A 14,169-nucleotide genomic window follows, 5' to 3' on the forward strand; every position below is an offset into this window, starting at 1 on the left:
TGAACATAAAAAGTAAATGAAACATCAGCGCGAAGTGGAAATAGAGGCACCGGGGCGGGCAGGACGTTTACGCTTGTTTAGCGCATGGATGCTGGGTTTGAGAGGGATGACGTTGGCGCCGGCATATGTCAGTTTGCCTTATTTGGAATAAGCAAAGGTGATAGCTGACGGTACAAGTTTGACTTGCGCCGCCAGACATTGAGCCTTGGTTTTTCTACCGAGGGAAGCGCATGATGAACATTGCCCCGCCCAGTTCCGAAGCGTCAATCCGCACCGTGCCGCCAAGGCGTTCCGTAGCTCTCTTGACAATCGCCAGGCCTAGCCCGTAGCCGCCGGTAGTGCGGTCGCGGCTGCGGTCGAGGCGGTAAAAGGGCTCGAAAATCCGTTCCCGCTCGTTTTCAGGAATGCCTACGCCATCGTCTTCCACAATCAGATTCCAGCAACCGGCGCCGGTTTCGACGCGCACCCGGATGCTGCTGCGAGCGTAGCGCAAGGCGTTGCGCACCAGATTGGAAAACGCGCGTCCCAGATTACGCGGCTCGGTAATGATGTCTTTGATGGAGGCGTCGACAGACCAGTTGATCGTGGCGTGGCGCAGGGCCAGCTCTTCATGCGAGACACCGGTGGCGGAACGTAGAAAATCTTCCAGCGCGACTTTTTCCCTGCGTTCCGGCAGCGACGATTGTTCCAGCATGCTTAGCGTCAGCAGTTCTCCGACCAGGATATCCAGTTCTTCAACGTCTTTGCGCATGGCCTGGATGCGTTTGTGGGCTTTGCTGTCGTCGGTGGTGTCCATCAGATTGACCAGGCCGAACTCGAGCCGCGCCAGCGGCGTGCGCAACTCGTGCGAAGCGGCATTGACCATATCTCTTTGCGCCGTGATCAGGTTCCTGATGCGGTCTGCCATGTTGTTAAAGTAGGTACACAGTTGTTTGATGGAAGAGTTTTCCGACAGCTTGGCGCGCGCATCCAGTGCGCCCTCTCCAAAGCGGGCGGCAGCGATGCGCAGTTTTTCCAGGTCGCGCCAGTGCGGTGTCAGCCATAGCAGCATGGCGGCCAGCATCACGCTGAAGATCACGATATAGGCGATTACTTCCGTATAGCCGAAAGTATAGGAATGGACTTGCAGTACGCTGCCGTCATCCAGCGCTATGTAGGGATCCGGCCGGTTATTTTCGCCGTGGCCGTTCCAGGCGACGCCGGAGCGCGCCAACGCTTCCTTGACCGCTGGCGACATCGCTTGCATTTCCGCAGTCGACAGGCGCGCATAACGTTGCGGACTGACGCCGTTCATGTGCGCCAGCCTGGCTTCCTGGGCACTGTCGCGGAGCGGGCCAAGGTAGTTGCGCACCAACATTGCCTCGGTGTTGTAGTCCCTATGCATCTGGGCCTCGAAATCCTCCCGGAAGATATAGGGAAACCCCTTTTGCACAAAAATGATGGAAATGATCGACAGGATGGCGACAATCAAATACAGGCGTATCAGGATTCTTAGCATTACTCTTCCCAGGCGATCGGACTGAACAGGTAACCCCGGCCCCAGACAGTCTTGATCTTGCGCGGTTCATTGGCGTCGTCGTCGAAACATTTGCGCAAGCGTGAAATGCTGACATCGACGGTGCGGTCCAGGCCGTCGAAACCGATGCCGCACCAGCGCTTGAGCAGCTCGTCGCGGCTGAGCACCTTGCCGGCGGCTTGCAGCAGGATCACGAACAGGTTGTAATCGGCGGTCTTGAGATCGACCTCCTGGCCTTTCCAGCAGACCTGGCGCGCCGACAGGTCGACTTCCAGTTCGCCGAATTGCAGCAGGTTGCCGCGCGCCGGCTGGCCGCACAACTCCACCCAGCGCAGGATCACGCGCAGGCGCGCCAGCAGCAGGCGCGGTTCCACCGGCTTCAGCATGTAATCGTCGGCGCCGATTTCGAGACCTGCGACCTGGTCGAAAATGTCGGCGCGGGCAGTCAGCATCAGCACCGGCAGCGATGAAGTCTTGCGGATGGCGCGGCAGATATCCATGCCGTCCATGCCCGGCAACATCAGGTCCAGCACCACCACGTCCGGCTGTTCTTGGGCGATGGCGTCCAGCGCCAGATCGCCGCGCAGCACCAGCGTCACTTCAAAATCGTAGCGGCACAGATATTCCGATATCAATTCGGCAAGTCGCGCATCGTCTTCGATCAGTAAAACCTTCTTCATGCCGTTTTTCCCCTTTTTTCCATCATAGCGTCTCATCCGCAGCCTTGATGAGCCGATTACAAACAAACACATAAATGCCACCGACTGACACAGATTGCTTACCAATGACTCACAGACTTGCCATTCGGGAATGCCGAGAATGTGTCCTGCAAATCTGACCCGATGCGCCGCCCCACGGAGCGACCTTGTGCAGATGCCCTGGCACCTTCCTTATCAACCGGAGAAACAATGAAACACCAGATCAAGTCAATTATCGCTGTCACTGTGTGCGGCGTTTTGGCATCCCGTATGGCGACGGCGCAGCAAGTGGCGCCGGCGCCATCCACATCCTGGCTGCAGGATACCCAGATTACTATCGGGCTTGGCGCCGGCGCCATGGCGCGCTATGCCGGCAGCAACGAATACCGGGTAGTTCCGGTGCCAGTCTTGAATATCGTCACGCCGTCGGGCTTCTTTATCGATGGCATGCAAGGCGCGGGCTACCGTTACAACATCAGCGACATGTTCTTCGCCACCGCCGCCATCGGCTACGATGCCGGCCGCAAGGATTCCGACGACGGCTTGCAGCCCGGTTCTTCAAAGCTGAAAGGCATGGGCGAAATCAAGGGTTCGGTGCTGGCCAATCTTGAGGCAGGCATCAAGTTCGGCCGTATCGGCACGTTTTCGGTCGCCGTTTCGCAGCCGGTCACCAATCGCGAACATGGCCTCACTTACAAGGCGCAACTGAGCAGCACGGTGCTGGACCTGGCCAAAGACAAGGTCAGCGTCAGCGGCGCCGCAGTCTTCGGCGACGCCAAATACAACCAGACTTTCTTCGGCGTCACCGCCCTCCAAAGCAGCAATTCAGGTTACCGCCAATACACTGCGGAGTCGGGCTTGAATGCGATGACGGCTTCTATCGTCTGGACTCACAGCTTTAACAAGACCTGGTCGGTTTCCACCATGCTCGGCGCCACGCTTTATATGCAAAAAGCGGCCGACAGCCCACTGGTGCTGGACAAGACCAATTACAGTGGATTCACCACTGTCAACTATTCGTTTTGATCGAACCCGGACAGGTGCTCAATCATGGTGTTTAATCTGTTTCCAAGGTCGAAGTGGTTGCGCGACAAAGACTCGCAAGACAAGAAGGACCGGCAGGAGTCTGTTATGCAGGTTGTGCGGAGCGCATCCGCTGCCGGATCGCCGCGGATTTTTCTTACCGGCGTCACCGGTTTTGTCGGCGGCGCGATTGCCGCCAATCTCGCGGCTAGCGCGAGCTTCAAGGAAATGCTATTTCTGGTTCGTGCGCAATCGGCCGCTGAAGGCGTGCGCAGGGTGCGTGAATCGATCGCTCGCTTTACGCACTCCGCAACACCGCCAGCGGTGTCGGAGAGCCAGATTGTCCTGGCTGACCTGAAAGACCCGCAGGCTTTTTCGGATCTGCGGCTGGACGATGTCAGTCACGTCATCCATAGCGCGGCGGTGACGTCTTTTGCCGATCGTCCGGATGTCTGGGAGATCAATGTCGAGGCTACGCTGCGGCTGGCACAGCGTTTTTCCGGCCATGCCAGGCTGCGGCGCTTCGTGTATGTCGGCACCGCCATGGCGTGCGGTGTGGCGCGTGGTCCGGTAGTGATCGAGAGCGTACGCTTGCCGGAGGAAAGATCCCATCTGGTGCCGTATACCGCCTCCAAGGCGCAAGCGGAAAACCAGCTGAGAGAGCGTTTTCCAGAGCTGCCGCTGGTGTCGGTGCGGCCGTCGATCATCGTCGGCCATTCGTCGCTGGGCTGCAAGCCGTCGGCCAGTATTTTCTGGATCCTGAAACTGGTCTCGCAACTGAACCGCTTTGTCTGTCCGCCGACGGCCTACCTGGATATCGTGCCGGTCGATTATTGTGCAAAGACGATTGTCGCCCTGACCTTGAAGGAGACGCTGGGGTTTTCCGCCTATCACATCGCGGCCGGGCGCAGCGGCAGCGCCATGGTGGAGGAATTGCTGCAGGCCTTCCACAGCATGGGAGGGATCGCGGCGGGACAGCCTTATGAACGGGTGTCAGAGGCGGCCCTGCTGCCGCTGGCGCGTTCCTTCAGTTCTCGTTATGCCGCCGACCACCGTGCAGATGCCGGTCCAGGCGGCGGTCCGGTCAGCACACGCATGCTGCACAAGGCGTTGATGCTGTACGGCCGTTTTTCCAAGCTCAATTATATTTTCGACACCCAGCGATTATTGAGTGAAGGACTGGCGCCGGCGCCATCGTTTCTGGACTACATCGGCCGCTGCGATCGCAGCACACGGAAATTATCGCTGAAGGCGCAAATGGCTTATGACTTCAAATAGAGGAAAAGAAAAAACCCGCACATCGCGGGTTTTTTTATGCAACTTCTACAGTACTACAGGGTAGCACTCAGGCGCGCTTGATAAGCCGCAGGATGAACAGCAAGATCACGGCGCCTACGGTGGCAGTCACGATCGAAGCAATCATTCCGCCGCCAACCTGAATACCAAGTATGCCAGCGAGCCAGCCGCCGATGAAAGCGCCGACGATACCGACGATGATATCAACCAGTACGCCGAAGCCGCCACCCTTGACCAGTACGCCAGCCAGCCATCCTGCAATTGCGCCAACTATCAACCAAGCGATGATGCCCATGAGATTTCCTTTCAAAGTTGACCATGTTTAGACTACCCGGCAAGAGTAGCGTAAACATCATCAAAAAAAATCGTCCAATTGTAAAAGATAGATAAACCGAAAGACTGTTTTATTCACTGCCAAGCTGCCGGCGCCGGGGGAAAGCGGACCGGAAATGAAGACAGGGCCAAGGAATATCGCCTTGGCCCTGTTTTTTAGCTCTTAGCTACAAGCTTTGCCGTGGTCGGCGTGGTTGCCTGCTGCCTTGGCGGCTGCTTCGGTCATGTAAGAACCAGCCTTGGTTTTGCCATAGTATTTGCTGCCTGCGCAGTGATATACCTTGCTGGAAGAATTGACCCAGACGTCGCCTGGATTAGCGCCTGCTGCAGGAGTTGCTGCAGCTGCTGCCGGTTTTGCAGGAGCCATTGCCGCCGGAGCCATTGCTGCCGGAGCAGCCGGCTTTGCCATTGCTGCGGGTGCGGCGGCAGGCGCTGCTGCCGGAGTGGCGGCTGGCGCCATTGCGCCGGCGGCAGGTGCTGCGGCTGCGGTTGTGTACCATTCTTTTACGCCTTTATGGCCGGCGCAAGCGCCTTTCTTGGTAGCGTTGGATGAGTAGCTGCCGTCCTTGCACAGGCCGGTGCTGCCGGCTGGCGCTGCCGCCGGCGCCTGGGCGAAGCTGGCGGCGGAAGTCAGTAAGGCTGCTGCAACTGCTGCTGAAATAAACAATGCTTTCATTTTTTTCTCCATGGAGTGGGTAATGCTAAATTATTAATCTGTCTACTTGCAGCACGACTGTGCAATCTGTTGTGCGCCGCACCTGGCAATATGACCGAGGTAGGTAATCAACGCAGTCAGATTGGATATGGCTGACATAAAGTTCGATACAAATGAAAACAATTGTGAGATTTTTATGTCCAGGAGGAAGGCAATGTCGGCATCAAGGCATTTTAGTTGTCATAAAAATATTGGTGCCATGCGTGATGGCTGGCAGCTTGGCGTCCGGCAGCGGGCTGCCGGACGTACAGTTTTAGAAAGAATAACGCGCGCCTACGGTCGCGGTATAGCGCGGCGCCAGCTGCACGCCGTTGACTTTTTGATAAACCGGTAGCTGTACGAAACCGTACACCGAGACCTGCTGTGAAATTGGCACGTTCACGCCCGGGCTGAGATAGACCAGGGTGCCTCCGGTGCTGATGGTATCGGCATTGGCGCCGGCATCGTGCAGCACGCGCCGCACATTCAGCTGGATTTGCGGCGTGAAGGCAGTGTTGCCCATATAGCGCAGGCCCAGGTTCAGGTTGGCGCCGTCGCCCGGACGGTAATGGTCGCTGGAATCCAGCGCTTTCTGGACGATGCCCTGAGCGAAATAGTCCCAGTTCTGGCTCAGCGTATCCATATAGTAGACGCCGAGAATGGCGTCGGTGGTGCCGCTGCCCGGCTGCAGGCCGCGGTCGATAGTCACCGGGCTTGGCGCGGTTGGATCGCTCGACATGGCGGTATCGGTATGGCTGCCGGTGGGCAGCTTTACGCCGAACAAGATGCCGAAATTATGTTCCGGCGTAAAGCCCTGGTAGCGGCCAATGATTTTCATGTCGCCGATGCCGGAAGTCCGGGAATCGTACTGGCCGCCGCCGTCGCCGGGCGTGATGCCGTCTGAAGCGGTGCCCAGCGTGCCATGGCTGCGCATGATGTAAGGCAGCTGCAGATTAATGCCCCAGTCCGGATTGAAGCTATAGTCGAGACCAAGCGTCAGGTAATTGTTGCGGGTGTATTTCTCGACTTCTTGCGGATCGCCGTTATTCGAAATCCGGCTGGCGGCAGTCGGCGAGATAGTGCTGCTGCCGCTACGCAGCTGGTTTTGATTCAGGTAGTCGTAGCGGATATCCATTTTCAGCCCGGACGAGCTGCTGATGCCGAGATTATCCCAGTCGGAACTGAGGGTGCAGCCGCAGCTGGCGCAGGCCAGCGCCGTTTGCGGCAAGAGCGCGGTCAAAGACAAAGCCGCGAGCGGCCATACGGCCAGGCGGGCGTAAACAAGACGGGTGCGAAGACGGGGGCGACTGAAGAATGGCGTAGCCATGATGAAGGTATTCCTTGTTCAAGTGATAACCCGCACTTTCGTATAGCGATAGTGCGCTGCAGAGTTAATCAAATCAAGAAAATACGGGTGGCCCGCGTGATTGCGGATGCAGCCGGACAACGCTGGCGTGCTGGGTAAATATGGCTTGCGGCAGAGCGATGCCTGCGCTGGCCGGGAGCTGCCACTGGCTGATGACGGGCGGCAGGCCGAGGTCGGCCGCATGCAAGAAGCACAGCAGGCAATGGCCTTGATGATCCTGGTCCGGTGTGTCGGAGTTGTTTGAGCCGGGCGCCTGCACATGGCCCGCCACGCTGCACAGCTCGCCCAGTCCCAGCGGCTGGCCGTGCGCTGCCGGCAGCAGCTGCACCACGCTTGGCAGCAAGGCTGCAAACATGGCCAGGCAGATGGCTAGCTGACGTAATGGACGGGGCAGGCGGAACATGGATAAGGCTGTCGCGGTTAGCCTGGCGCCGAGATGGCGCAGGCAACCATATGGTAGCGCGTCGTCCTTGTCGGGGCAATAGATGGCGGCCGATAACCGCTATGCCTCGGGATGCAGGTCGACCTTGAACAGATCCTTGCCGTCGATGTCGTGCAGGGACACCGTCATGACTTTGCTTTTGGCGTCGATTTTACCGACGCCGAAAAATTGCAATAAATCGCTGGGCGGCCGGTTTTGCTTCATATCGCCGGGGATGCTGACATAGCGTACATCGGGACCGAAGGTGCGGTCGATTTCTCCGGGGCCGAAAGTGCCGGCGTGCAGCGGGCCACCGACAAATTCCCAGAACGGCTTGAATTCTGTGAATTGAGCCTTTTCCGGCAAATAACGGGTGGCCGAGGCGTAGTGGACATCGGCGGTCACCCACACCACGTTCTTGATGTCGTGCTGTTTGATGAACTTGAGCAGGCTGGCCACTTCCAGCTCGCGCCCGCGCGGCTTGCCGTTGTCGCCATTGGCCCAGGCTTCGAAGGTCCCTTGCGGCACATCGGGATTCAGGTCCGGCACCACGATCGAGATCGGCATGTCGCTGGCAATGACTTTCCAGGTCGACTGCGAGCGCAGCAGCGCCTGTTTGATCCAGCGTAATTGCGCCGCGCCGAGAAAGGCGGCGTCTTGCGTCAGCGCGCTCTGGCGATTCGGCGAATTGGCGCCGCGATAGCTGCGCTCGTCGAGCATGAATACTTCCAGCAAAGGGCCATAGTTGAACATGCGGTAGACCCGCTCGGGATCGCTGGGCTCGATGCGGAACGGGTTGTATTCGAACATCGCCCGTTTTGCGTTGGCGGCCAGGGTCGACAGGTCGCGTTGCTGATAGCGCTTTTCGGCGGCGCCGATCTGCTGGCCCGGATACCAGTTGTTGCGTACTTCGTGATCGTCCCATTGCACCAGGAACGGCACTTCCGCGGCGAAACGGCGCTTGTTGATATCCAGCAGGTTATAGGCGAAATTGCCGCGATAGTCGTCCAGCGTTTCCGCCACCTTGGATTTGGCCGGCGTGACCAGGTTCTGCCACAGCGTGCCGTCGTCCAGCGTGACCTCTTTTTCGATGACGCCGTCGGCGTAGATCTGGTCGCCCGAATGGATAAAGAAATCGGGCCTGAAGCGGCGCATGGTTTCGTAAATCCGGTAGCCGCCCCAGGCTTCGTTGATGCCCCAGCCTTGTCCCGCTTCGTCGCCGGAAAAGGCGAAGGTGATGTCGCGTTCGGCGCCGCCCGGAATCTGCAAGCTGCCGCTCAGCGCTGCGCTATACACCGACGGGTTCTGGATATCCTGGAAACGCACGCGGTAAAAAATCGTCTGTCCGCTGGGCAGGCCGCCGAGGTCGACCCTGGCGGAGAAATCGCTGCTGGACAAGGCCAGCGGTCCGCTCAGCGTCTGTGCGTTCTGGAAGTGTTCATTGTTGGCGTACTCCACCACCATGCGCGACGGCCGGTCGGCGCGGCTCCAGATGATCGCCTTGTCGCGGCTGATATCGCCGCTCATCACGCCACTCGGCATTTGCGGCCGCAGTTTGTCGGAGGTGATGATGGCAGGCGCAGCTGCGGCTGTAGCTGTTTGCGCGATGACGCTATGCAGCGGCGCGCCGCTCAGCAGGACGCCGGCGCCGGCGGTGACTTTGTGCAAAAAGGTGCGGCGTTTGTTGGCGGGGGCGTTGCTGGATGACATGGCGGGCTCGGCGGGATGGGGGCTGAGCACTGATTTTATCGGTCTTGTATTACAGGCAGATGAACTGCAGAAGTTTGTTGCAGGCCGAAAAAAAGCCGGTCGGCGGGTTGCCGACCGGCTCTGTCGCCATCGCCAGGATTAGTTGGTCTTGACTGCTTCGACCTGGATCGCCAGCTTCACTTCCGGTGCGAATTTCGGTACGCCGTAGCTGATGCCGAAGTCGCTGCGGTTGAATTCTGCGGTCGCATCGGCGCCACACACTTCACGCTTCAGCATCGGGTGCATGATGCACTTGAATGAATTGATGGTCAGCTTGACCGGCTTGGTGACGCCATGCAGGGTCAGCTCGCCGTCGACTGCCACCGGCTTGTCGCCGTCGAACTGGATCGAGCTGCTTTTGTAGGTCACGTCAGGGAATTTCTTGACGTCGAACATGTCCGGGCCGGAGGCGTGTTCGTTCATCTTGGCATGGCCGAAATCGATGGTGCTTGGATCGATGTGGATATCGATGGAACCGGTCTTGGCCGCACGGTCCAGCGTCACACTGCCGGTGGTTTTCTCAAACTTGCCACGCCAGAATGATATTCCCATGTGGTCGGCCGTGAAGCTCGGGTAGGTATGGTTGGGGTCGATGGTGTAGGTATCAGCTGCGGCAAATGCACTGGCGGCGCTGGCGGCCAACAGGGCGGCGATGATGAGTTTGATTTTCATTGATGGTGATCCTTTCAGTGGGATGGTGTCTCTGGTTAATTCGCTACAAGATGAAACTTGATGGTGATCTCGTCGGCCACCATGCTGGTGTCTTTCCATTCGCCTTCACCGATATTGTAGGTGAGCCGCTTGATCGGCAGGGTGCCGTCGAATACCTGGGCGCCGCCTTCTTTCTTGACGCTCAGGGGAAAGCTGACATCGGTGCTCTTGCCCTTGATGGTCAGCTTGCCGCTGACGTCGTATTTGCTGCCGGCCGGCGCGCCGGCGCTGGGCTTGATGCTGCTGGCGACAAAACTGGCCTTGGCGAACTGCGCCGCATTGAACCACTCTTTCTTCAGCACTTCCTTGTTGTATTCAGGATCGCCGAGATCGAAACTGGCGATGTCGATGTCGACGCTGGCTTTGGCTGCAGCGGGCTGGGCGCTGTCGAAATCGATGGCCGGGCTGAATTTCTTGAACTTGGCTTCCACCGGCACATTCATCTGTTTGAAGACGATGGTGACGGTGCTTTTGGCCAGGTCGGGTTTCAGCGGCGCGGCAATGGCCGACCAGCTGGCGCCCAGTGCCAGCAAGCCGGCAGCGGCAGTTTGTAAGCTCAGGTTGAGGAAGCGTGCAGGCATCATGAGGGTTCCTTTGATGGGATGAATGAGGGTGAGTGACTAAGGCAGCATGCGTTTCAGCACGCCGTCGCGGTCGATGAAATGATGCTTGAGCGCGGCCAGCACATGCAGCGAGACAGCACCCAGCATGATCATGTTGAGGGTGTAGTGGACCAGTTTCAGTATCGGCTTCAGATCCGGATTGGGCGCGATCAGCACCGGCATCGGCCAGATGCCGAGGTAAGTCACGGGCACGCCGGCCGCCAGGCTGTAGAAATAGCCGGATAGCGGCACCGCGAAGATCAGCACATACAAAAGGATATGCAAACCGTGCGCGGCCGTCTGCTGCCAGGGCTGCATGCTGGCCGGATAGGGCGGCGCGGCGTTGGTCTTGCGCCATAGCAGGCGCAGGCAAGACAGGCCGAACACTGTCACACCCAGCCATTTATGCCATGAAAAATATTTCAGCTTGGTGGGCGTCAGGCCGGGAATGTCGACCATGGTCAGGCCTAGCGTAAAGGCCGCAACGATCAGGATAGCGACCAGCCAGTGCAGCACGATGGCTGGAATTGAGTAACGTTGCATAGTCATGGAGCGGTAATAAAACAGAGTTCAGAACGGCCAATGGCAAGCGGCAAATCAAGCTGCGTCATGCGATCGATTCTGATCGGCAAGACAGCAGCACGTTTCCGTCAGCGCCTGCGACTGGCAATTTGTACGCTCGGGCGGTACATCAAGCGAGTCGCTATAGTATCGGAAATTTCTGAACCGTGTTTTCGGACGCCACCCGCGCCGCTGCTATGGCTTGCGCTGATAACTGCCCTCGCTGGCAGGCGCGCCGTTCATGTCATCGCCTTGGGCATACAGCGAGATCACTACTTTGCCAGGTGTTGCCGAAGGGCTAATACGCATCTGCTCGACGGTGACTTTATTGATGATGCAAGGACTGCCATTATCGATCTGCAAGCGTACTTGCTGAGCGCTGCTTTCCAGCACCCGCGTTTTGGCCTGGTTACAGTTGATCGCGCTGACCGCATGTCCGGAGATCGCCATCGCGTCGCCGGTATAGATTTCGGCGTAGGGCGACGGCGTGGCGCTGGTGGGCAGCCAGGCGCCTGCTGCCCAACGCGGTACCTGCGGCGCTGGCGGCGGCGCATCTGCAACGGCAGCAATGGCGGGAACGACTGACGCCGGTGGTTCGCTGGCGATCACAACCGGCGGCGCCATGGCAGGTTCTTGCGGCAGCGCGGTTGGCGCCGGATCTGCTACCGGGGCGGCGCCAAGGTCGGGCAGGATCGCCGGCACGGACGCCATCGGCGGGATTGTAGGCATTGGTGGCATTGGCGCATCGGACTCCGGCGCCGCCGTCGGCATGGCTGCAACCACCTCTGGCGCCGACTCCGAAACCGTTGGCGGCACCACCTGCTGGGGTTGCGCTTCGACCGGGGGCATGGCGAACAATGGCTCAGGATTGGCGGCCGCCTGCGGTAGGGGCGGCATCAGCGGCGCCGGCGGAGTGGCTGGCGAATTTGCGCCGCCATTGCCGCCCAGCAGATTCGGCAGGAGATCTAAAGCAGCCTGGCGCGACATGACGACACGCATTTGCGGCGTGTCGATAACACTTCGGACGTGCGCAGTGCTGACTGCCTTGCCGTCGATCAGCATCGTCAAATCCTGCTCCAGCGCCGCGCTGGTGACCGCTTGCATGCGCTGCTGGGCATCCTGGCTGAGCGTGACATCGAGCTCGATCAGATCCGGATTGGCGTTATAGGTATCCTTGATGTTCAGGCTGATTTCGGTGAAATCGCGTTGCGAGGAAAAGGCAATTTCAGCCGCACTCGCTGCTGTGGTCGCCGCTGCAGCAAATACCGCACAAAGGGCAGCTGTCATTATTTTCCGGCGTGCACGCATGGTTATTCTCCCTTGATCGTTTCTATAGATGGTGTAGTTTGCTGTTGCGCCGACAATGCCAGGTGCACTGCTTCGGCGACGCTCAGCGCACTGAGCGAGGCCGCCGGAAAAGCGGGCGCGACGGCATTCTTCATGATGTCGTAAACCGGATCTTTAAGACGCGCCAGCAACAGCCGCAAGCCGTTGGCGTTGACGAAGCTGAAAAAATCGTGCAAGCCTTCCAGGCTCGAACTGTCGAGGTCGGGTGATTCTTCCAGGCTGAGAATCACGGTATGCAGCGCCGACGCGACGCCGATGGAACGGCGCGCCTGGCTCAGGATCCGTTCGGCATTGGCGAAAAACAAGGGTTCATTGGGACGCAAGATGATGATGCCGGCCACCGGCTGCGCGTCCGGATGGGTGCGCATGTTGACGAAATCGTGCGTTTCGCCGAGCTGCCCGAGGACGGAAATGGTCGATTGCGAAAATTGCCTGAGCATCATGAAGATGCTGATGACAATCGATGCCAGCAGGCCGTCCAGCACGCCCAGCAGCAAGACCGCGACCACCGAGGCGATCACCACCAGGCGGTCGCGGCGCCATTGGAAGTAAGGGCGGAACACCATCGGATTGAGGGTATGGCTGACGGCATGGATCACGATTGCGGCCAGCACCGGTTCCGGCGTCAGGGCAAGCGCCGGCAGCAAGGTCAGCACGATCGCCAGCATCACCAGCGCCGCCACCCAGCCCGACAGGCGTGAAGTGGCGCCGGCCGCTTCGTTGGCGGAGGTGGCGGAATAACCGGCGCCGACCGGCATGCCATGGAACAGGCCGGACAGCAGATTGGAAGCGCCCAGCGCCAGCAGGTCCCGGTTGGGAGACACCGTATCGCCATGCTTGATGGCAAAGCTGCAGATCGCGCCATATGATTCGGCATACAGGATCATGCCCATGGCGAAACCCAGTTCGCCCAGCCGCAACCAGTCGGCGCGCGACAGTATCGGCAAGGTCGGCGTCGCCAGTTGCAGATGGATGCTGCCGACCAGGCCGACGCCGTATTGCGACAGGTTGAGCCACTGGCCGGCGGCGACGCCGATGACGATCACCAGCAAGGCGCCCGGTACGCGCCGCAACTGCGCAAACAAAAACAGCAAGGCCAGCGCCGCCGCCATCACGGCGACGCTGATCCAGTTCCAGCGGCCGATCTGCATCACCATTTCGGGAATGAAGCGGGTCATGTCGCTATGTACCGGCCGCACCCCGACCACACTGGCAACCTGCTTGACGATGATTACGATCGCCAGGCCGAAAGCAAAACCGCGCAACACCGGCTTGGCGATAAAGTCGGTGACGCTGCCCATGCGCGCCAGCCCCGCCAGCAGGAAAAACAGCCCGGTAATCATCACCAGGCCGATCGCCAGCGTCATTCTCAATCCTGTGTCGCCATTCGCCATGGAAGCAGTGGCTGCCGCCAGCACGGCTGCGGATGATGAGGTGGCGGAGACAATCGCAAAGCGGCTGCTGCCGAACAAGCCGTAGCAGAGCAGGCCTGCGAACAGCGCAATCACGCCGGTTTGCGGCGGCAGGTTGGCGATGCTGGAATAGGCGACCGCTTCGGGCAGCAGCAAGCCGGCAATCGAGAGGCCGGCCACCAGATCCGCCAATGCCATGCGTTTAGCCGGCGGCGTCGGATTCAGGTCGGCATGTTGTGATGGTGCAGCGCTCATGCGGCTCCCTGAAGGTGGATGTTGTGTTCTGATTTTATGCTGTTTTCGCAACAATGCGATGCTACAACGAAACAATTTGCGTTGCGCATGATCATGCATGCTGATTCGGCAATCACCTAGACAATCAACTAGACAATTAATGCGGCTGTTGATTTTAAGTCAAATATCATTTATTGATGAGCGCA

The 14,169-nt window shown here is 59.0% G+C and carries 14 protein-coding genes; 2 read left to right on the plus strand and 12 right to left on the minus strand.

What is annotated here, in order from left to right; translation table 11 throughout:
• Positions 1–214: 214 nt before the first annotated feature.
• Complete coding sequence (locus ABI171_RS22580; RefSeq protein ID WP_348094815.1) at positions 215–1,498, minus strand: ATP-binding protein; 1,284 nt, start codon at positions 1,496–1,498, stop codon at positions 215–217.
• The gene (locus tag ABI171_RS22585; RefSeq protein WP_348094816.1) at positions 1,498–2,196 is read right to left on the minus strand and encodes a response regulator; all 699 of its coding nucleotides are present in this window, start codon (positions 2,194–2,196) and stop codon (positions 1,498–1,500) included. The genes ABI171_RS22580 and ABI171_RS22585 overlap by 1 nt, the downstream gene beginning before the upstream one ends.
• Before the next feature lie 228 nt (positions 2,197–2,424).
• Here ABI171_RS22585 and ABI171_RS22590 point away from each other — a divergent pair, with 228 nt between their 5' ends.
• Complete coding sequence (locus ABI171_RS22590) at positions 2,425–3,240, plus strand: MipA/OmpV family protein (protein WP_348094817.1); 816 nt, start codon at positions 2,425–2,427, stop codon at positions 3,238–3,240.
• A 105-nt stretch (positions 3,241–3,345) separates the two neighbouring features.
• The gene (locus ABI171_RS22595) at positions 3,346–4,515 is read left to right on the plus strand and encodes an SDR family oxidoreductase (protein WP_348094818.1); all 1,170 of its coding nucleotides are present in this window, start codon (positions 3,346–3,348) and stop codon (positions 4,513–4,515) included.
• A 67-nt stretch (positions 4,516–4,582) separates the two neighbouring features.
• Here ABI171_RS22595 and ABI171_RS22600 read toward each other — a convergent pair whose 3' ends face one another.
• The 10 genes from ABI171_RS22600 to ABI171_RS22645 form a co-directional block, all read right to left on the minus strand.
• The gene (locus ABI171_RS22600; protein WP_348094819.1) at positions 4,583–4,828 is read right to left on the minus strand and encodes a GlsB/YeaQ/YmgE family stress response membrane protein; all 246 of its coding nucleotides are present in this window, start codon (positions 4,826–4,828) and stop codon (positions 4,583–4,585) included.
• 201 nt (positions 4,829–5,029) lie between these two features.
• The gene (locus tag ABI171_RS22605) at positions 5,030–5,542 is read right to left on the minus strand and encodes a DUF3761 domain-containing protein (RefSeq protein ID WP_348094820.1); all 513 of its coding nucleotides are present in this window, start codon (positions 5,540–5,542) and stop codon (positions 5,030–5,032) included.
• Positions 5,543–5,834: 292 nt separating this feature from the next.
• Positions 5,835–6,887: a TonB-dependent receptor gene (locus ABI171_RS22610; protein WP_348094821.1), complete on the minus strand. Its 1,053-nt coding sequence runs from the start codon at positions 6,885–6,887 to the stop codon at positions 5,835–5,837.
• Between the two features lie 73 nt (positions 6,888–6,960).
• Positions 6,961–7,329: a DUF2946 family protein gene (locus ABI171_RS22615; protein WP_348094822.1), complete on the minus strand. Its 369-nt coding sequence runs from the start codon at positions 7,327–7,329 to the stop codon at positions 6,961–6,963.
• Positions 7,330–7,428: 99 nt separating this feature from the next.
• Positions 7,429–9,057 carry an alkaline phosphatase D family protein gene (locus ABI171_RS22620; RefSeq protein ID WP_348094823.1) on the minus strand — a complete coding sequence of 543 codons (1,629 nt, stop codon included), beginning with the start codon at positions 9,055–9,057 and terminating at the stop codon, positions 7,429–7,431.
• Between the two features lie 138 nt (positions 9,058–9,195).
• Positions 9,196–9,768, minus strand: a complete 573-nt coding sequence (locus tag ABI171_RS22625; RefSeq protein ID WP_348094824.1) for a YceI family protein — start codon at positions 9,766–9,768, stop codon at positions 9,196–9,198.
• Positions 9,769–9,803: 35 nt separating this feature from the next.
• Positions 9,804–10,391, minus strand: a complete 588-nt coding sequence (locus ABI171_RS22630; protein ID WP_348094825.1) for a YceI family protein — start codon at positions 10,389–10,391, stop codon at positions 9,804–9,806.
• Positions 10,392–10,427: 36 nt separating this feature from the next.
• A complete protein-coding gene (locus ABI171_RS22635; protein WP_348094826.1) occupies positions 10,428–10,952 on the minus strand; it encodes a cytochrome b in 525 nt (174 codons plus the stop codon).
• A gap of 213 nt (positions 10,953–11,165) precedes the next feature.
• Positions 11,166–12,257 (minus strand): hypothetical protein, encoded by a 1,092-nt coding sequence (locus ABI171_RS22640; protein ID WP_348094827.1) that lies wholly within the window; start codon positions 12,255–12,257, stop codon positions 11,166–11,168.
• A gap of 23 nt (positions 12,258–12,280) precedes the next feature.
• Positions 12,281–13,984, minus strand: coding sequence for a SulP family inorganic anion transporter (locus ABI171_RS22645; protein WP_348094828.1), 1,704 nt, complete (start codon positions 13,982–13,984; stop codon positions 12,281–12,283).
• Between the last annotated feature and the right edge of the window lie 185 nt (positions 13,985–14,169).

Source organism: Collimonas sp. (assembly GCF_039923675.1).
Taxonomy (GTDB): domain Bacteria; phylum Pseudomonadota; class Gammaproteobacteria; order Burkholderiales; family Burkholderiaceae_D; genus Collimonas.